Genomic DNA, 18,498 nt, shown 5'->3' with positions numbered 1-18,498 from the left:
GGCGGTAACGCCACGAGTAATGGCAAGGGTGATGCGACCGGCGGTAACGGTGGTAACGCCACGAGTAACGGTGCCGGCGATGCCAGCGGTGGTAATGGCGGTAACGCCACGAGTAATGGCAAGGGTGATGCGACCGGCGGTAACGGTGGTAACGCCACGAGTAACGGTGCCGGCGATGCCAGCGGTGGTAACGGTGGTAACGCCACGAGCAACGGTGGCGGGGACGCGACCGGTGGTAATGGCGGTAACGCCACGAGCAACGGTGGCGGGGACGCAACCGGCGGCAACGGAGGTGACGCCACTGCCAACTGAAGCCCACGTCGCTGACAGCAGCGAGTGAGCGACGGCGGATTCGGGTGGCGCGGTCAGCGGCCGCGCCACCCGATCACCGGCCACGAGCCCCTACCCCCCCGCAATCCCGACCACCCCCCTCAAGAAACGGCACCCCCCCATGATCCGCAACGTCCGCAAGAGCAGCCTGGCCGTGGCCGCCGCCTCCCTCCTGTTTCCCCTCGGCGCAGTCCTGATCCCCGCAGGCGCCGCCTTCGCCGCCCCCGCGCCGTCGAGCGTGACCGCTTCGGCGAAGCACGACGACCAGGGCAGCAAGGACCACAAGAAGAGCGACGATCACCACAAGGACGACCACGGCAAGAAGCACGGCGATCACGGGGACGGGCACCACGGCGACCACGACACCTGCCAGGCCGGCAACGCCACGGGCGGCAACGGCGGCAACGGCACCGGCGGCGACGCCACGGTCTGCACGGCTCCGGGTGGTACCGGTACCGGCGGCACCGGCGGCCGGGGCAGGGGCTCATGCGGCGGCAAGGGCACGAACGGCCGCAACGGCACCGGCACCAACGGCAGCGACGGCCCGCCGTGCCCCGACGACCACAAGCCGGACCCGTCCGGCGGGGACACCGGCAGTACCTCCACACCGGAGTCGCCCGCACCGGATGCGCCCGCTCCGGCCGATCCCCCGGCCGACTCCGGACCTGGTGCGCCGGACCCCGGTCATGACAGCGGCGGCACCACCGCCCCGGACGCGCCCGCCCCGCCGGACGTGGTCGTCAACTGAGCGCAGAAGACCGAACACAGGCACACAGGGAGAACCGCACACAGGGAAAACCGACCGCTCACTGCCCCGCCCCTCCCCGGCGGGGCAGTCGCATGTCAGCCCAGGGTCAGCGACTGCTCCGCCCACACGGTCTTGCCGACCCGGTCGTGGCGGGTGCCCCAGCGCTTGGCGAGCTGGGCGACCAGGAGCAGGCCCCGGCCGCCTTCGTCGAAGATCCGGGCGCGCCGCATGTGCGGGGTGGTGCCGCTGGAGTCGTAGACCTCGCAGATCAGGGTGGAGTCCTGGTGGATGAGCCGGAGCTGGATGGGCGGGCGGCCGTAGCGGATGGCGTTGGTGACCAGTTCGCTGACCATCAGCTCGGTGGTGAAGGCGGCCTCGTCCAGCCCCCAGATGCTCAGCTGGTCGCTCGTGTGCTTGCGGGCCCGGGCCACCACGGAGGGATCGCTGTCCAGCTCCCAGGCGGCGACCCGGTCGGCGTGCAGGGCCCGGGTGCGGGCGACGAGCAGGGCGATGTCGTCGTCGGGGCGGTGGCTCAGCAGCTCGGTCAGCACCCGGTCGCACACCGCGTCCAGCGTCGACGCCGGGCGGCCGAGTGCGCCGAACAGCTTGTCCAGCGCCTCGTCGATGTCGTGGTCGCGGGCCTCGAGCAGTCCGTCGGTGTACAGGGCGAGCAGGCTGCCCTCGGGAAGTTCGGTCTCGAAGGCCTCGAAGGGCAGCCCGCCGAGCCCCAGCGGCGGACCGGGGGGCACGTCGATGAAGCGGACGGTGCCGTCCGGGGTGACCACGGCGGGCGGCGGATGGCCGGCCCGGGCGAGGGTGCAGTGGCGTGAGACCGGGTCGTAGACCGCGTACAGACAGGTGGTGCCGATGCCCCCGGCGGTCTCGGCCGCCGGGTCGGCGCTGCCCTCGTCGGCGGCCAGCCGCAGGACGAGGTCGTCGAGGTGGGTGAGCAGCTCGTCGGCGGGCAGGTCGACATCGGCCAGGGTGCGCACCGCGGTCCGCAGCCGGCCCATGGTGGCGGAGGCGCGGATGCCGTGGCCGACGACATCGCCGACGACCAGGGCGACCCGCGCCCCGGACAGCGGGATCACGTCGAACCAGTCGCCGCCCACACCGGCCTTGGTGGCCGCGGGCAGATAACGGGTGGCGATCTCCAGGGCCGCCTGCTCGGGCAGCGTGTGCGGGAGCAGGCTGCGCTGCAGGGACATGGTGGTCGTGCGGGCACGCGACTGACGGCGGGCGCTGTGCAGGCCGGTGGCCGCATGCGCCGTGAGTTCCTCGGCGATCCGCAGATCCTCCGGGCCGAACGGCTCGAAGCGCCGGTGGCGGCCGAAGAGGGCCACCCCGAGGGTGCTGCCCTCGGTGAGCACCGGCACCAGCATCAGCGCGCGCGTGCCGTACGCGTGCAGCCACGCGGCCGCCGGGTCCACGGCCGCCCATGCCGCGATCAACGGGTCCGAGGTGTCGTAGAGGACGGCGTTGCCGGAGGCCAGGCAATCCGCCGGGGGCGAGCCCGGCTCGTACGCGATCGCCTGGCCCACCCCGGCCCCGGACGCGCCCACGGCGTCGTCCGGGACGACGTGCAGCGCGGCGCGGCGCAGGACCAGCGGCCCCACGTCGGCGGAATCGGCCGGGGAACGCGGGGCGTCGAGCAGGTCCACGGCCATGAAGTCGGCGAGCCGGGGGACGGTGGCCTCGGCCAGCTCCTGCGCGGCCCGCGCGAGGTCGGAAGCCGTACCCGTGTGTGTGCCGGTCTCGCCCTCGACGCCCCGGCGGGCGGACTCCGGGGCGCGCCGGTGCGCCGCGAGGCAGACGGCGCGGACCCTGCCCGTGCCGTCCTTGAGCGGGGTCAGGACGGTGGGCAGGCTCAGATCCGGGACGACACCGGTCCGCATCTCCTGGGGCTCGCCGGTCTCCAGCACCTGGCGCATCGTCCGGTCGGTCTCCTCGCTCGCGGGTCCGGGTGAGATGTGGGTCAGGCGCAGCCCGCGCATCGCCGCCTCGGGCAGGGACAGGGCGCGTTCCAGGCGGCGGTTGGCGCGCATCAGGCGCTGCTCGGTGTCGAAGATCGCCAGCGGGAAGGGGGACTGGATGAACGTCCACTCCTCCAGTGGTTCGCCCCGGGGCGGCTGGGGCCGGTCCGCCACGGCGGTCACCACGAGCCAGTCGACGACCCCGGTGCCCGACGTCCGGCGGTGGGCGAGGAGCCCCTGCTCCAGGCGTCGGCCGTCCCGGTGCCGCAGGGGCACGGTGCCGTTCCACCGGTCGTGCCCGGCCAGGGTCCGGCGGGCCGATCCGGCCTCCGCGGCGAGCAGCGCGGACGCGGGCCGTCCGACGACCTCCGAGGCCTCGTGGCCGAGCAGCCGCTGGGCGCCTTCGCTCCAGCCGGTCAGGATGCCCTGCTCATCGATGGTGGCCGTGGCCGTGTACGTCGACTGTCGCTCCATCGCCGCTCATCTCGCCCTTGCTCGGCAGGCTCCTCTCCTGACCAGCATGATCCCGGCCGGCGCGGAGCACCAACGCAGCGCACGGCGGCCGCCCGATGGGGGACGACCGCCGCACCCGCGCTGAGCGGCGGCTAGCCGTTGGCCAGCGCCACGACCCGGTCGAGCGCTCCGTTGAACTTGTCGTGGTCCCCGACGGTCGGGCCCGAGGAGGTGTACTGCCACATCGTGTAGTACGACCAGCCCGCGGGCAGCGTCCCCGGGTCCGAGGCGTAGCGGGCGATCCACAGCGGGTTGTTCACGGCGAAGCCGCCGTAGTTGCCGGTGCACTGGGTCCACCAGCTGGTGGCCGTGTAGATCACGGGGTACCGGCCCGTACGCGCCTTGTAGGTGTTCAGGAAGTCGGCGATCCAGCTGACCATCGCACTGGCGGACTTGCCGTAGCAGGCGGCGCCGTACGGGTTCCACTCGATGTCGAGGGCGCCGGGCAGGGTCCTGCCGTCGCGGGACCAGCCGCCGCCGTGGTCGACGAAGTAGTTCGCCTGGGTGGCGCCGCTCGTGGTGTCCGGGGTCGCGAAGTGGTACGCGCCGCGGATCATGCCGACGTTGTACGAGCCGTTGTACTGCTGCGCGAAGTAGGGGTTCGTGTAGTACGTGCCCTCCGTGGCCTTCGTGTAGGCCCAGCGGACGCCGCTGTTCCAGAGGGTGCTCCAGGCGACGTTGCCCTGGTGGCCGGAGACGTCGACACCCTCGGTCTGGGTGACGTCACCGGTGGAGGGGGTGCCGTTCTGTCCGTCGTGGGCGAGGACTCCCATGCCCATGTACGCCGAACCGCGGCCGGGTGTGCTCGCAGCCCGGGCGGTGGTGAGGGGGAGGGCCAGGGAGAGCGCCGCGAGCAGGGCGGTGACGAGGACGGCGAGCGGACGTGGGTGGGGGGAACCGGGTCTGTGCACGCGCATGACGTGCCTCCGAGGAGTGAGGTGGGGGGGCGGACCATGAGGTGACCGCTGATCCACTGGCGTGGGCATGTCATTGATTGCCTGCTAAAGAAGCTACGCACGTAGATGACGGCGTGGGAAGGGGGTCCGGAGGCTGCCGTTGGTCTACGCCTGCGAAATACTTACGGAGCTGCGGCAATGGCGGCGTTTGACAGAAACTTTCAGGACAGCGAAACCGATCAGGGGTGCTGACGTGCACGAGGACGGAAACGGCGACGGACATCGGGTCACCGACCAGGTGACGCCGAGTGGTGCAGACCAGGAATTCCTGGCACTGGAGCGCGAGTTGACCGTGCTGCTCAGGCGTGCCCGGGCCAACCAGGGCGAGATGGCCCGCGAGGTCCACCCCGACCTGGAGTCCTCCGCGTACGGCCTGCTCATCCGCCTCGACGAACTCGGCGGCCAGCGCGCCACCGAGCTCGCCGCCTACATCGGCGTCGGCAAGGCCACCATGTCCCGCCAGCTGCGCGCCCTGGAGGAACTGGGCCTGATCGCCCGCGAGCCCGACCCCGCCGACGGCCGCGCCTGGCTGGTGACCCTGACCGACGAGGGCCGCGGCCGCGTCGGCAAGGTCCGCGAGGCCCGCCGCGCCCGCTACGTCAGCCAGCTGGCCCACTGGGACCGCCTCGAGGTGGCCGAACTGGCCCGCCTGCTGCACCAGTTGAACACCGTCATGGAGAAGTAGCCCGGCGCTCCGGGGCCGGCCCTAGAGCTCGACGTACACCGCCGTCGCGTCGTCGTGCGTCTTGCTGCGGCCGAGGAACGCCCGCTGCTCCCGGTCCGCCGCCTCCAGCTCCCGCACCCGCTCGACCAGCGAGCGGGTGCCCTCCTTGGCGACGAGGTCGAACAGGGCCGTCCAGTCGCCCTCGTGGAACTTCTCCTTCCAGCGCGTCGCGCCGTCCGTCAGGGCGGCCAGGGCCCGCACCTCGTGGCGGGGGAGGGTGCCGGTGACCGCGCGGGAGGCGACCGAGGGGTCGGCGGCGGCCGTGAAGAAGCCGCCCTCCTTGTTGCGCAGATGCGCGTCGATCAGGGCGTCGGTGGCCAGCGCGGAGCGGGGCAGCCGGTCGAGCCGGTCGTCCAGGACCGGGGTGACCGCGCCGTCGGGGGACTGCAGGAGCAGCACGGAGTCGGACAGGACCAGGTACTCCACGGTCTCGTCGGACCAGCGGGTCAGGACCACCGTCGCCTGGGGAGTTCGCGGGTGAGAAAGCTCACAGGTGTGCGCGTGGGCCTCCGCGGTCCGGGCGATCCCCCTCGCGAGAATCTCCGGGAGCGTCAGATCTCGCCCGGAAACGGTCAGTTCGGTCAGTGCGCCGCCGAGCCGCGCCGTGAACCAGGGGACCGAATGCAGACACCCCGTCCCGTCCCGTGGTGGCGTCACTCCGTCCAGCAAGATCACGCAACCCCCCTGACCGGACGCGGGTAGTCCGACTCCGGCGAAGTCTTCGTTGGGTCGGGTCGGGTCGCCGGCTTCCGAGACGAGATCAGTGCGCATTCGGCCAGTCTGCACGACCCCTTCACAGGCTTCGCCAAAGGCTGGCAAGCACCGCCGAATTGGCACGGTCCCACAGGTCGGGCGCCTGGTTTGGGAGTAAATGACACACTCCGGGAAGGCGTGGTGGCGAATACTGCCAAAGCCTGACGCGCGCGTCCAACCGGCCCACCGCACAAGGGCTCTGCACACGCCACAGGAACTTGCCCGCCAACTCCCCTCCGATGTTCACTCCTTCGGGTGGCGGGTCAGGTGATGCACGGCCACTGCCCACCGGCGCTGGGAGGGTCGGGAACCGTACGAACCGGGGGTGTACGCACCACTTGGTACCGAGATCACGGGGCGCCACCCGGGCCCTTGGGTAGACGAGTTCAGGAATGCGAGCACCGGTGCAGATGAAGCGGCCTCGGCGCACAAACAAGCAGACGGCCCCCGAGGGGGTCGCCGAGCAGACCCCCGTGGGCACCGGCCGCCCCACTCATGTGCGCACCCGGCTGATCGTCGCCGTGGCCGTGGTGGCCGCGGCCATCGCGGGAGCGGGAGCGCCCGCGCTGCTCGCCGCCTCCCAGGACCTCGGCGACTCGCAGGACCTGGTGACGCTGGCGGCCCGCACGCAGGACGCGCTCGCGCTCGCCCACTCGCTCGCCGACGAACGCGACGAGGTCACGGCCTACATCGCCGCCGGCCGCCCCAAGGCCAAGGCGCCCTCCGAGCAGCGCAGCGCCCGCGTCGACCGTCAGGTCGACGACCTGCGCGCCGAGACCGACACCCCGGCCGCGCTGCGCACCGACCTCGACGCCATCGCGGCCGTCCGGCGCGCCGCCCTCACCGGCAAGACGAACGCGCTGCAGACCCACCAGGCGTACTCGGCCACCATCAGCGAACTGCACCGGCTCGCCGACGACCTGGCCGACCAGATGCCCCCGCGGGCCGGCTCCGGCGCCTACTCCCTCGCCGAACTGGACTCCGCCGTCCAGCAGTCCGCGGCCGCCCGCGGCCTGCTGCTGGCCGCGCTGAACATACCGTCCACCACCCAGACGGTGATCAACCCCACCACCGGTCTGCCCACCACGACCACCACCACGAACGAGGCGGACCGCAAGCAGCGCGACGCGCTCACCGCCGCCGCCCAGCAGGCCCGCCTGCGCGCCGACGCGGCCCTCGCCGACTTCCACGAGACGGCCCCCAAGGCGGCGGTGGCCTCGTACGACTCCACGGTCACCGGCCCCGAGGTCAACTCGGCGGAGAAGTACCTGGCCGCCCTCACCGACCAGCCGACGTTCACCGGCAGCGAGTCGACCACCGGCGCCAAGAAGCTGGACGCGGCCCTGTCCGCCCGTGTCGACCTGATGCGGGGCGCCGAGTCGGCCCTCTACGACCACCGCACCAAGGACCTCGCGGGGCTCCGGGACGACGACGTCTCCGCCCTGGAGATCCGCGTCGCCGTCCTCGGTGTCCTGATGCTGGTCGCCGTGGGCATCGCCACCGGCATGGCCCGCACCCTCACCCGCCCGCTGTCGGTCCTGCGCCGCGGCTCGGCCCGCCTGGCCGGGGCCGAGGACCCGGTCACCCAGGAACCGATCGCCTTCACCGGCCGCAACGACGAGTTCGCCCAGGTCGTCCGCTCGGTCAACGCCCTGCACGCGCACGCGGTCGCCCTGCACGAGCAGACCACCGCCGCGCACGAGCGGGTCACCACCCTGGAGACCGACCGCAAGCACCTGGTGGGCCAGCGGCAGAAGATGGCCGACGCCCGCGAGGAGCTGCGCGCCGAACTCGACGAGTCGGCCGCCCAGCTGGAGCGGCTGCGCAGCAGCATCGGCGGTACGTTCGTCAACCTCGCGCTGCGCACCCTGGGGCTGGTCGAGCGCCAGCTGGCGGTCATCGAGGGCCTGGAGGAGCGCGAACAGGACCCCGAGCGGCTCGCCACCCTCTTCAAGCTCGACCACTTCGCCACGGTGATGCGCCGCCACAGCGAGAACCTCCTGGTCCTCGCCGGAACCGAGCACGTCCAGCAGCACCACGGCCCGGTCCCGCTGGTGGACGTCGTACGGGCGGCGGTCAGCGAGATCGAACGCTACGAGCGCGTCCGCATCGCCGCCCTGCCGCCGCACGCCCACGTGGCGGGCTTCGCGGCCGACGACCTCTCCCACCTGCTCGCCGAACTCATGGAGAACGCCACCTCGTTCTCCCCGCCGGACCTGCCCGTCGAGGTCTCCGGCTGGCTCCTCGAATCCGGCGAAGTCATGCTCTCCGTCCAGGACGAGGGCATCGGCCTGGCGGGCGACCGGTTCGACCGCCTCAACGCCCGCCTCACCGACTTCGACCCCGCCTCGCCGTACGACCAGGAGGGCGAGGCCGGCCTCGGTCTCGGCCTGTACGTCGTGGCCCGCCTCGCCCACCGGCACGGCGTCCGCGTCCAGCTGCGCGAGCAGAAGCAGGGCGGGGTGGCGGCGGTCGTCGTCCTGCCCCAGTCCCTCCTCGCCGAGGCCCCCGCGGCGGCGGTCCCGCCCTCGGCCGGACTCTCGGACACCACCCAGACCGTCTCCTTCCCCGGCGCCGACGCCGAGGCCAACTCCAACGTCCTGCACGCCCGCACCAAGGACCCGGACAAGGACACGGACCCGCTGGTGGCGCTGGCGGAGAAGCTCGCCCGCGAAGCGGAGGCCCTGGAGGCCCACACCAGGCCGGAGCCCGACGAGCCGACCACCGAGGAATCGGTGACCCGCCCGAAGGAGCCGGCAGAGACCTTCGCCGAAACAACGATGGAGCTCCTGCTCCCGGACGCGCCGCCAACTTCCGAGCCCTCCCACGCCCCCGCGGCCACCGAGGCACCTGAGCCCCACGCCACGCCCGCGGCTGACGAGGCACCTGAGCCCCACGAGACCGGCACGGCCTCCCACACCCCCGAGGCACCTGAGCCCCACAACGCGCCCGCGGCTCACGAGGCACCTGAGGCCGGCGGCGCCCATGCCGCCTCCCGCGCGCCCGCGGTTCACGACGTACCTGAGTCCCGCGGTGCCGGTGCCGCTTCCCACGCACCTGAGCCCCACGACGCGCCCGAGGCTCACGACGTACCTGAGTCCCGCGGTGCCGGTGCCGCTACCCACGCACCTGAGCCCCACGCCACGCCCGCGGCTGACGAGGCACCTGAGCCCCACGAGACCGGCACGGCCTCCCACACCACCGAGGCACCTGAGCCCCACAACGCCGCCGCGGCTCACGAGGCACCTGAGGCCCGCGACACCCGCACGGCCTCCCACGCACCCGAGGCCACCGGCTCGCCCGAGGCTCACGACGCACCTGAGGTCGGCGACGCCCGCACGGTCCCCCGCGTACCCCAGTCCCACGACGCACCCACGGCCCACGCCGTACCTGAGGCCCGCGGCGCCCGCGCGGCCTCCCGCGCGCCGGAGGCCACCGGCGCGCCCGCGGCCCACGACGTACCTGAGGCCGGTGGCGTACGCGCCGTCTCCCACGCATTCGTCGCCCACGCCACGCCCGCGGCCCACGACGCACCCGCGGTCGCCGACGGTGAGCACGCCCCGCTGGGGCCACCCGCACTCGACGACGAAAGCCGCACGGGTGGTGCGGGTGGGAACGAGGACGGCGAAGGCGAAGCCGAGGCGCTCACCAGCAAGGGCCTCCCCAAGCGCACACCCAGAATCACCGCGCCCACAGCCCCGCCCCGCCAGCGCAGCGCATCCGTTGACGCCGAAGCCCTCCGCCGCAGACTCGGCGGCTTCCGCCAAGGAGCACAGGCCGGCTACAGGGACGTAGAGGCAGAGATCGCCGCACACACCGAACACGCCACGGGGGGCACAGCCGAGGAGGCAAGCAGTTGACCGCGCCCAGTACCTACGGCCTGAGCAGTGAAGCCCGCAACCTGCACTGGCTGCTGACCAACCTGGTCGAGGAAGTACCCGGCATCCAGTCCGTCGCAGTCGTCTCCTCGGACGGCCTGCTCCTGCTCTCCTCCGACCCCGCCCGCACGGCCGAGTCCCGCCGGAGGAAGGCGGCGAAGGGCCCCCGGGGCTCCTCCGCCGACCTGGCGACCATCGTCTCCGGCATCGGCAGCCTCACCATCGGCGCCGCCAGCCTCATGGAGTTCGGCGGCGTCCGGCACACGATGATCGCGATGGACGAGGGCAGCCTCTTCGTGATGTCGATCAGCGACGGCTCGCTGCTCGGCGTGCACGGCTCCGCCGAGTGCGACATGAGCGTGGTGGCCTACCACATGGCGCTCTTCGTCGGCCGCGCCGGCCACGTCCTGACCCCCGAACTCCGCAGCGAGCTGAGGAAATCCCTGGAGGCCGAGCCGACGGGGAGCACCCGATGAGCGGCCCGGCCAAGAGGCAGCAGCTCCCGGTCCGCGGCGGCGACCGCAAACCCGCCCGTGTCCGCCCGTACTCGCTCACCGGCGGCCGTACCCGCTTCGGCCACGTCCTCCTCGTGGAGACCTTCGTGGCCGCCCTCGAGGCTCCCGAGGAGCGCAAGGAACTGACGAACGGCTCCCTGGCCACCCGGGTCATGCCGGAGATGCGGGCCATCGTCGAACTGTGCCGCCGTATGCGCTCGGTGGCCGAGATCGCCGCGCTGCTGAGGATGCCGCTCGGCGTGGTCCGCGTCCTGCTGAGCGATCTCGCGGACCAGGGAAAGATCCGTGTGTACGGCACCGGAACGGGTCACGGCACCGGCCGCCCGGACCGCGTTCTGCTGGAAAGGGTGCTGAGTGGACTCCGCCGTCTCTGACGCCACCGGCGTCACCCCCCTCGTCGCAGGTTTCGCCGAGCCCGACGAGGATCTGAAGGCCTGGCAGAAGGACCGGGACCGAGCCCCCGTCGCGACGAAGATCGTGATCGCGGGCGGCTTCGGCGTCGGCAAGACCACGCTGGTCACGACGGTCTCGGAGATCACCCCGCTGCAGACCGAGGCGCTGATGACCGAGGCGAGCGAGGGCACCGACGACCTCTCCGCCACGCCCGGCAAGCTGACCACCACGGTGGCCATGGACTACGGCCGCATCACGCTCGACGACGACCTGGTGCTCTACCTGTTCGGCACTCCGGGCCAGCAGCGGTTCTGGTTCATGTGGGACGACCTGGTGCGCGGCGCGATCGGCGCCGTCGTCCTGGCCGACACCCGCCGCCTGAAGGACTGTTTCCCCGCGCTGGACTACTTCGAGAGCTGCGGACTGCCGTACGTCGTCGCGGTCAACCACTTCGACGACAGCGAGCTGTTCGAGCCGGAGGACGTACGCGAGGCGCTGACCGTCCCCGCGCGCATCCCTGTCATGATCATGGACGCGCGACGCCGGATCTCGGTGATCGAGACCCTCCTGGCCCTGGTGGGCCACGCGCTGGACGAAACCCCCGAGTAGTCCCCAGCCCCCGTAGGAGACACACCCGCATGCGGAAGATACTCGTCGTCGGAGCCGGCCAGTCCGGACTCCAGCTCGCCCTCGGTCTGCAGTCGCACGGCTACGAGGTCACCCTGATGTCGAACCGGACCGCGGTCGAGATCCGCTCCGGCCGGGTCATGTCGACGCAGTGCATGTTCGACACGGCACTGCAGCACGAGCGCGATCTCCAGCTGAACTTCTGGGAGTCCCAGGCCCCGAAGATCGAAGGACTCGGCGTCTCGGTCGCGGCCCCCGGCTCGCACGACCCCGGTCCGACCCAGCGGGCGATCGACTGGGTGGGCAAGCTCGACGGGTACGCCCAGTCGGTCGACCAGCGGGTGAAGATGGCCGGCTGGATGGAGACCTTCGCCCAGCGCGGCGGCCAGCTGGTCATCCACGGCGCGGCCGTCGGCGACCTCGACTACTTCTCCCGCACCTACGACCTCGTCCTGGTCGCGGCGGGCAAGGGCGAGCTGGTCTCGATGTTCGCCCGCGACCCGGAGCGCTCCCCGTACGGCGAGCCGCAGCGCGCGCTGGCCGTCTCGTACGTCCACGGCCTCGGCCCGCGCCCGGAGCACCCGGAGTTCGACGCGGTCCGCTGCAACCTGGTCCCCGGGGTCGGCGAGCTGTTCATCATGCCGACGCTCACCACCTCGGGCCGCGCCGACATCCTGTTCTGGGAAGGCATACCCGGCGGCCCGCTCGACGTCTTCAACGGCGTCAAGGACCCGGCGGAGCACCTCTCCCTGACCCTGGAACTCATGGAGAAGTTCACTCCGTGGGAGTACGCGCGGGCCACGAAGGCCGAACTGACCGACGCCGGCGGCACGTTGGCCGGCCGGTACGCCCCGACCGTGCGCAACCCCATCGGTCGGCTGCCCTCCGGCGGTCTGGTCCTCGGCGTGGCCGACGTGGTCGTCGCCAACGACCCGATCACGGGACAGGGTTCGAACTCCGCGTCCAAGTGCGCGGCCGCGTACCTCGCGTCGATCCTGGAGCGGGAGGACAAGCCGTTCGACGAGGAGTGGATGCGCGCCACGTTCGACCGGTACTGGACCACGGCCCAGCACGTCACCAAGTGGACCAACGCCATGCTGGCGCCGCCGCCGGAGCACATCCTGAACCTCATCGGTGCGGCGGGGCAGCTGCAGCCGGTGGCGGATCGATTCGCCAACGCGTTCAACGATCCGGCCGACTTCGAGAACTTCTTCTACGAGCCGGAGAAGACAGCCGCCTACCTGGCCTCGGTGGCCGGGGCCTGAGCGCGGGAGTCGTCAGGGCGTACGGCACCGAGTACGGGATTGGACGCCAACGGGGAGACCCGGATCCTCTCGCCCGGTCTCGGTGCCTGTACGACCTTTCCGCCCCCCACGTACATCGCCACGTGCGTCGCCTCCGGGAAGTAGATCACCAGGTCGCCCGGGCGCAGCTCGGACAGCGGGATTCGCTTCAGGCGGTTCCACTGTTCCTGGCTGGTGCGGGGGATGGGCGTGCCCGCGTGGTCCCAGGCCTGGGAGGTGAGGCCCGAGCAGTCGTACGACTTCGGGCCCGCCGCTCCCCACTGGTACGGCTTCCCGATCTGGTCCATGGCGTAGCGGACCGCCCGCTCGCCCTCGGCGGAGGAAGGGGCCGCGGCCCTGCCGAGGGCGCCCGAGGTGACGAGCTTGTCCTGGGCTTTCGTGACCCCCTGCTGTTCCAGCCGGGCGATCGCGCTCAGCTGGTCCGGGGTGAGGGAGGCCAGGAGCCGTTCCACGTCGGCGAGCCTGGTCGTCACGTCGTCGCGCTGCTTCTTCTGCCGCGCGGCGAGGGTCTGCTGGGTGTCCAGGGCCTTGCGGGCCGCCTTGGCCAGTGCGTCCTTCTGCTCCTCGGTGTCGGCCAGCCGGTCCACCGTCTCGGCGCGCTCGCGGGCCAGTTGTCCGATGACATGGCCCTCGTCGAGGGCGTGCTGCGGGTCCGGGGCGAGCAGCAGACGTACGTAGGGGGAGAGGTCGCTGCGGTTCTGGTACTGCTCCCGGGCGAGGCGTCCGGCGTCGGTCCGGCTGCCCTGCAGGGCCAGCCGGGCCCGGGCCAGTTCGCCGTCGAGGCGGTCCACCTCGGCCTGCTGCTTCTTGAGCTTCTCCGCCGTGGTGTTGTAGGTCTCGGTGGCCTGTTCGGTCTGCCGGTACAGCTGCTGAAGGTCCGTCAGCAGCTCGGAGACGGGCCGCTGCGGGTCGGGTGCGGCCACCGCCGCCGCGGGCGCGAGGACGGCCTGGGCCGCCACCGCGGCCGTACAGGCCAGGCGCAGAAGCACTCCTGACACGTCATCACCTCCGGTGCGGAACAGGCGGACCTTCCGTCTGTCGCCGCACGGCGATAATCAGACATGTACGGAGATGTGTGTGCCGTGCCTACGCGATTCGGAGCAACCCTGTCACCCGGAGGGGTCACCCGGCTTGCCGGACGGCCGCTCGTCCGGCTTGGACCAGGGCCACCGGACCTTGCTCGGCGGCTTCCCCTCGGGGGCGTACTGGTACTTCCATCCCTGCGTCAGACCGAGCTTCTTGCTGTGCCCCCTCGGCACGCGGAGGTACACGAGCACGGTGGGCGGGCCGCCGGCCGGGTCCGGGACGGGAATGCGGTACGTCTTCGGAGGGTGGCCGGTCATGCCCAGCAGGACGGGCAGCACGCGCCCGTCCATGGGGCCGCCCTCGAAGGGGGTGTCCTGACTCTTCACGGTCTCAGTCTCAGTCATCCTCGGCGAGCGTGCCGACGAGGTCCGCCGTCTGCGGATCGCGCCCCGCGGTCACCGTGAGGACGGCGACGAACTGCTCGACCAGCCAGTCGCGCAGCTCCTCGACCGGGGGCTGCTTGCCCTCGTCCAGCCAGATCAGGGAGGCCGCCTCCACCGCCGTGATCCACATCCGGACGGTCATGCGCAGCCGTGGGCCCGGGGCGGAGGCGCCGAGGTGGCTGAAGATGTGCTGGGCGGCGGCCCGGCGCACCCCGTCCACTGTGGCGGTCGTCCGGGACGTCTCCACCACGCTGCCGCCCTGGAGCAGTGCGCTGAAGCCGGTGTCGTGCTCGTCCACGAAGGTCAGATAGCGGTCGAGGGCCCGGGACAGACGGGGCAGCAGGGGGCCGTGCAGCGGCTCGTCGAAGCACTGCTGCAGCTCCTCGGCGGCCGATCTGAGCGCGGCCTCGTACAGCTGCTGCTTCCCTCCGGGGAAGTACCGGTACACGAGCGGACGGGAGACCCCGGCCGCCTCCGCCACGTCATCGAGCGACACGTCCTCGGGGGCGCGGTGCGCGAAGAGCGAGAGAGCGGCGGCGAGGAGCTGGCTGCGCCGCTCCTCGACGCTGAGGCGGCGATAGGCGGGGGAGGCGGCCGGGGTCATGGCCAGCAGCCTAATCGCCACGGGGGTTCGGGGTGCGGGCGGCTGCGGGTCCGCGGGGGCTTGTCGCGCAGTTCCCCGCGCCCCTTTGGGTGGGGATGCGCAGCCAGCCTCAAGGGGCGCGGGGAACTGCGCGAGCGACCCACGACCACCCGCAGCCCGCGTCAGGCCAGCAACCCGGACGACCTCCACAGACGCCGCCCGACCCCCCGCAGCACCCCGATGTCGTCCAGGAAGTCCGTCAGCCTCTTCGCGCCCGTCTGCATGACCTCCCGCCGGTGCCCGCTCGCCTTCACCTGGGCCAGCGCCTCCCGCTTGTCCAGGCCGACGTTCGTGTAGACCTCGGGATTGATGAAGGCGATCGAGAAGACCCGGGCGAACTCGCCGGAGGTGACCCGGGTGAACTCCTGGGACCACTTGGGGGCCGTCAGCATCTGGCGGCGCAGCTCCTCGCGGGCGTAGCGGACGTGCCGGGCCTCCTCGACCACGTGGATCCGCGTGACCCCCCGGACCAGCGGCTGCACCCGCTCGTCCGGGAACGTCAGCCGCTGCATCCAGTCCAGTACCTCCTCGCCGAGCAGCGTGGCCGTGAAGGAACCGGGGGTCGTGGAGATGGTCTTGAACACGCGGCCGAGGTTCTGGTGCGCCCGGCTCACCGGGTACCAGGGGGCGTCGCCCCGCGCGATCAGCCGCGCGAACATCTTCGAGTGCCGGCACTCGTCCTCGATCTCGGTGAGGGCGTACCGGACGTGTGCGCTCGTCGCCGCCTTGTCGTAGATGTGCCGGACGAGCAGCTGCATCAGGATCAGCTCGAACCAGATGCCGAGCGAGGCCAGCGCCGCGGCCTCGTGCTGGGAGAGCAGGATCCGCTGCTCCTCGCTCATCCGCTGCCACATCGGCGTGCCGTACAGCGAGACCAGTTCCGGCGGCCAGAACCACTTGCCCTCCTCGAAGGGCGCGTCCCAGTCCAGCTCCTTGTCCGGGTCGAAGGAGTGCTTGGCGGAAGAGACGAGCAGCCGTTCGGCCACCTGTTCGCGGTCCTTCAGCAGGCCGAGCGCGTCGCGCAGCCCGTCGAGCGCGTCCGCTTCCGTCAGGGTCGTCATGGCTCTTTCACCTCGTTACCCGGGGTACGTCGTCCGCCTCTTATGAGACTGCCTGTCAGCAAGGCCGTCAATCCCCTGCGCATGACTTGTTGACTCGGCGTCTACGTGTGAGCCTGCGAGGTATGCCGACGCATGACCTGTACACGAACAACCCCGGAGACCCCCTCTGGCAGGTACCCGCCAGTGGCGCAGCCCGGTTCAGCTGGGAGTACGACGAGGGCCGGGACCGCCTGCTCGCCCTGTACCAGAAGGGCAAGGACAAGCAGTGGGACGGACGGACCCGGATCGACTGGGACCTGGAGGTCGATCCGTACGACCCGCTCGGCACCCCCGAGGAGTCGATGTCGCTGTACGGCACCCCGTACTGGGCCAAGCTCTCCGACAGGGACAAGGGTGAGCTGCGGCAGCACTACGCGTCCTGGCAGTTCAGCCAGTTCCTGCACGGAGAGCAGGGCGCGATGATCTGCGCGGCGCGGATCGTGGAGTCGGTGCCGGACATGGATGCCAAGTTCTACTCGGCGACCCAGACGATGGACGAGGCCCGGCACGCCGAGATCTACGCCCGTTTCCTGCACGAGAAGATCGGGATGGTCTACCCGATCAACGACAACCTCCAGTTGCTGCTGGGCGACACCCTCCGCGACAGCCGCTGGGACATGCCCTACCTCGGGATGCAGGTCCTCATCGAGGGGCTCGCCCTCGCCGCCTTCGGCATGATCCGGGACACGACCGACAAGCCTCTGCCCAAGCAGATCCTGGCCTACATCATGCAGGACGAGGCCCGGCACGTGGCCTTCGGGCGCATGGCTCTGCGCGACTACTACAAGCAGCTCACGGACGCCGAGTTGCGGGAGCGCGAGGAGTTCGTCATCGAGGGCTGCTATCTGATGCGCGACCGGCTGCGCGGCATCGAGGTGCTGGAGAACTTCGGCATCGCCAGGGCCGAGGCCGAGCGGATCAGCGCGGACTCCGAGTTCCTGCAGCTCTTCCGCCGCCTCCTGTTCAGCCGCATCGTGCCCTGCGTCAAGGACATCGGCCTGTGGGGCAAGCGGCTCCAGCAGGCCTATGTCGACATGGGCGTGTTCGAGATGGGCGACTCCAACCTGGACCTGCTGATGGCCCAGGATGAGGAGATCGCCGAGCAGTTGGACGCGGAACGTTTCGCCGCGGAGGAGCAGGAGCGGGTCGCCGAGGTGCGGGACGCGATCGAGTCGGGGGCGGGCGAGGCCTGACCCGCTCCCCGGGTGCAGTAGCGTTCTGGCGTGTCCATGCCTCCGCCGCCGCAGCAGCCCCAGTACCCGCAGCAGCCCCAGTACCCGTACCAGCCCCAGCAGCCGCAGTACCCGTACGGGCAGCAGCCGCCGCAGGCTCCGCCGCCTCCGGGGCCGTACGGCTCCCCGTACCCCCAGCAGCAGTCGTACCCTCCGCAGCCCTACCCGCCCCAGCCGTACCCCGGCTGGGGCGCGCCGCCCATGGGTCCGCCGCCGAAGAAGCGCGGGGTCGGTCTGGCGCTGGGGATCGTGGGCGGAGTCGTCGGCCTGTCCGTGCTCGGTGCCGTCGGCGGGTTCGGGGCGTTGCTCGGGACCGACTTCCCCGCGGCCGAGAACAAGCTCACCCTGCCCCACACGCTGGTGGACGGGAAGTACGTCCTCGCCGACGACCTCTCCGACAGCGAGGGGCAGAAGGTCGAGGACGAGGCCGACGGCGCCTGGGACGCCAAGGACGTCCACGCCCTGGTCGGCCGCTACAGCCCGGGCGGCGACGACTCCAAGGGCATGCTGCTGGTGTCGAGCATGTACGGCCGGTTCAAGAACGAGGACGACGTCCGCAGCAACATGCTCAAGGGGGCCACCGAGGCCGACGGCGTGACGGTGGTCGAACCCGAGAAGGACGTCACCCCGTCCGGCTCCGCCGTCACCATCAGCTGTGAGGTACTGACCCAGAAGCAGTCGCTGATGACGATCACCTACCCGGTCTGCTCCTGGGCGGACGGCAACACGGCGGCCGTGATCGGCGAGGTCGACCTGCAGCGCAAGGACTCCGCCGACGTGGATCTCGCCGCCGCCGCCCGGAACACCCTCAAGGTCCGCGACGAGATGATCAAGCCGATCGGCTGACCGCCTCCGCCTCTGCCTCCGCCTCCGGCGCGGGGAACGACGTCCGCAGCGTGAAGGAGTACGGCGTCGGGCCGTGCTCCCTCAGGTGCAGCAGTCGTTCCTCCGCCTCGGCGACGGTCGGGCGGTGGCCGGCGGGAACCCACCACAGCGTGGCCATCGCCTCGGAGACACGCTCGAACCATTCCCGGCGCCGGGCCAGCAACTCCCGGTGCTGCCCCTGGTACATGAACGCGGTCAGCGCGTTGCTGTCCCGCCACACCGACATGTTGATGATCAGCCACTCGTCGCCGAGGACGGGGATGTCGGTCGCGTTGCCGGAGTCGCTCTCCAGCCGCCAGACGAATCCGTCCGCGGCGTCCGCCACGGCGTTCACCGGGTCGAGCGCGTCGACGAAGTACTTCAACTCGGGGGAGTCCAAAGGGAACTTGAGGCGGGCGATGTTGACCTGGGCGAGTTCGTGGGCCACCGGCGCATGCGTCATGACCGAACGGTAG

17 protein-coding genes and 1 pseudogene are annotated in these 18,498 nt (G+C 71.4%); 10 read left to right on the top strand and 8 right to left on the bottom strand.

The window, feature by feature from the left end; translation table 11 throughout:
- Both ACIRVH_RS37995 and ACIRVH_RS37990 read left to right on the top strand, forming a co-directional pair.
- A pseudogene (locus tag ACIRVH_RS37995) lies at positions 1-312 on the top strand (hypothetical protein); the annotation flags it as partial.
- 139 nt (positions 313-451) lie between these two features.
- On the top strand, positions 452-1,078 hold the full coding sequence (locus ACIRVH_RS37990) for a hypothetical protein (protein WP_403963482.1): 627 nt from the start codon (positions 452-454) through the stop codon (positions 1,076-1,078).
- A gap of 95 nt (positions 1,079-1,173) precedes the next feature.
- On the opposite strand, the gene ACIRVH_RS37985 is transcribed toward ACIRVH_RS37990, so the two are convergent.
- Both ACIRVH_RS37985 and ACIRVH_RS37980 read right to left on the bottom strand, forming a co-directional pair.
- Positions 1,174-3,525 (bottom strand): SpoIIE family protein phosphatase, encoded by a 2,352-nt coding sequence (locus ACIRVH_RS37985; protein ID WP_403963479.1) that lies wholly within the window; start codon positions 3,523-3,525, stop codon positions 1,174-1,176.
- Between the two features lie 131 nt (positions 3,526-3,656).
- A complete protein-coding gene (locus ACIRVH_RS37980; protein ID WP_403963477.1) occupies positions 3,657-4,481 on the bottom strand; it encodes a lysozyme in 825 nt (274 codons plus the stop codon).
- A 232-nt stretch (positions 4,482-4,713) separates the two neighbouring features.
- Here ACIRVH_RS37980 and ACIRVH_RS37975 point away from each other — a divergent pair, with 232 nt between their 5' ends.
- Complete coding sequence (locus ACIRVH_RS37975; protein ID WP_386581215.1) at positions 4,714-5,205, top strand: MarR family winged helix-turn-helix transcriptional regulator; 492 nt, start codon at positions 4,714-4,716, stop codon at positions 5,203-5,205.
- A 21-nt stretch (positions 5,206-5,226) separates the two neighbouring features.
- Here the strand turns inward: ACIRVH_RS37975 and ACIRVH_RS37970 are convergent, their stop codons facing one another.
- A complete protein-coding gene (locus ACIRVH_RS37970) occupies positions 5,227-6,015 on the bottom strand; it encodes a hypothetical protein (RefSeq protein WP_403963475.1) in 789 nt (262 codons plus the stop codon).
- Between the two features lie 386 nt (positions 6,016-6,401).
- On the opposite strand from ACIRVH_RS37970, the gene ACIRVH_RS37965 reads away from it, so the two are divergent.
- From ACIRVH_RS37965 to ACIRVH_RS37945, 5 genes are read left to right on the top strand one after another with little or no spacing between them, the layout of a single operon-like run.
- A complete protein-coding gene (locus ACIRVH_RS37965) occupies positions 6,402-9,857 on the top strand; it encodes a nitrate- and nitrite sensing domain-containing protein (protein WP_403963502.1) in 3,456 nt (1,151 codons plus the stop codon).
- A complete protein-coding gene (locus ACIRVH_RS37960; protein ID WP_403963474.1) occupies positions 9,854-10,351 on the top strand; it encodes a roadblock/LC7 domain-containing protein in 498 nt (165 codons plus the stop codon). The genes ACIRVH_RS37965 and ACIRVH_RS37960 overlap by 4 nt, the downstream gene beginning before the upstream one ends.
- Positions 10,348-10,764 (top strand): DUF742 domain-containing protein, encoded by a 417-nt coding sequence (locus ACIRVH_RS37955; protein WP_403963472.1) that lies wholly within the window; start codon positions 10,348-10,350, stop codon positions 10,762-10,764. The genes ACIRVH_RS37960 and ACIRVH_RS37955 overlap by 4 nt, the downstream gene beginning before the upstream one ends.
- Positions 10,745-11,392: a GTP-binding protein gene (locus tag ACIRVH_RS37950; RefSeq protein WP_403963470.1), complete on the top strand. Its 648-nt coding sequence runs from the start codon at positions 10,745-10,747 to the stop codon at positions 11,390-11,392. Before ACIRVH_RS37955 ends, ACIRVH_RS37950 begins: the two co-directional genes overlap by 20 nt.
- Before the next feature lie 29 nt (positions 11,393-11,421).
- Positions 11,422-12,675: a styrene monooxygenase/indole monooxygenase family protein gene (locus ACIRVH_RS37945; RefSeq protein WP_403963467.1), complete on the top strand. Its 1,254-nt coding sequence runs from the start codon at positions 11,422-11,424 to the stop codon at positions 12,673-12,675.
- On the opposite strand, the gene ACIRVH_RS37940 is transcribed toward ACIRVH_RS37945, so the two are convergent.
- The 4 genes from ACIRVH_RS37940 to ACIRVH_RS37925 form a co-directional block, all read right to left on the bottom strand.
- Complete coding sequence (locus ACIRVH_RS37940) at positions 12,648-13,712, bottom strand: NlpC/P60 family protein (RefSeq protein ID WP_403963464.1); 1,065 nt, start codon at positions 13,710-13,712, stop codon at positions 12,648-12,650. The two genes, ACIRVH_RS37945 and ACIRVH_RS37940, sit on opposite strands and share 28 nt — an antisense overlap.
- Before the next feature lie 111 nt (positions 13,713-13,823).
- A complete protein-coding gene (locus tag ACIRVH_RS37935; RefSeq protein WP_403963461.1) occupies positions 13,824-14,144 on the bottom strand; it encodes a hypothetical protein in 321 nt (106 codons plus the stop codon).
- Positions 14,137-14,787 carry a TetR/AcrR family transcriptional regulator gene (locus ACIRVH_RS37930; protein WP_403963459.1) on the bottom strand — a complete coding sequence of 217 codons (651 nt, stop codon included), beginning with the start codon at positions 14,785-14,787 and terminating at the stop codon, positions 14,137-14,139. Before ACIRVH_RS37930 ends, ACIRVH_RS37935 begins: the two co-directional genes overlap by 8 nt.
- A 161-nt stretch (positions 14,788-14,948) precedes the next feature.
- Positions 14,949-15,887, bottom strand: coding sequence for a diiron oxygenase (locus tag ACIRVH_RS37925; RefSeq protein ID WP_403963456.1), 939 nt, complete (start codon positions 15,885-15,887; stop codon positions 14,949-14,951).
- Between the two features lie 122 nt (positions 15,888-16,009).
- On the opposite strand from ACIRVH_RS37925, the gene ACIRVH_RS37920 reads away from it, so the two are divergent.
- Both ACIRVH_RS37920 and ACIRVH_RS37915 read left to right on the top strand, forming a co-directional pair.
- Complete coding sequence (locus ACIRVH_RS37920; RefSeq protein ID WP_403963453.1) at positions 16,010-17,119, top strand: ferritin-like domain-containing protein; 1,110 nt, start codon at positions 16,010-16,012, stop codon at positions 17,117-17,119.
- Between the two features lie 36 nt (positions 17,120-17,155).
- Positions 17,156-18,004 (top strand): hypothetical protein, encoded by an 849-nt coding sequence (locus tag ACIRVH_RS37915; RefSeq protein ID WP_403963499.1) that lies wholly within the window; start codon positions 17,156-17,158, stop codon positions 18,002-18,004.
- On the opposite strand, the gene ACIRVH_RS37910 is transcribed toward ACIRVH_RS37915, so the two are convergent.
- Positions 17,988-18,485, bottom strand: a complete 498-nt coding sequence (locus ACIRVH_RS37910) for a DUF3291 domain-containing protein (protein WP_403963451.1) — start codon at positions 18,483-18,485, stop codon at positions 17,988-17,990. The two genes, ACIRVH_RS37915 and ACIRVH_RS37910, sit on opposite strands and share 17 nt — an antisense overlap.
- Positions 18,486-18,498 lie beyond the last annotated feature (13 nt).

Origin of the sequence: Streptomyces sp. NPDC101165, from assembly GCF_044768135.1 — a bacterium.
In the GTDB taxonomy this organism is placed as follows: Bacteria; Actinomycetota; Actinomycetes; order Streptomycetales; family Streptomycetaceae; genus Streptomyces.
Note: the sequence above shows the minus strand (reverse complement) of the source record. Positions and strands in the feature narration are given on the sequence as shown.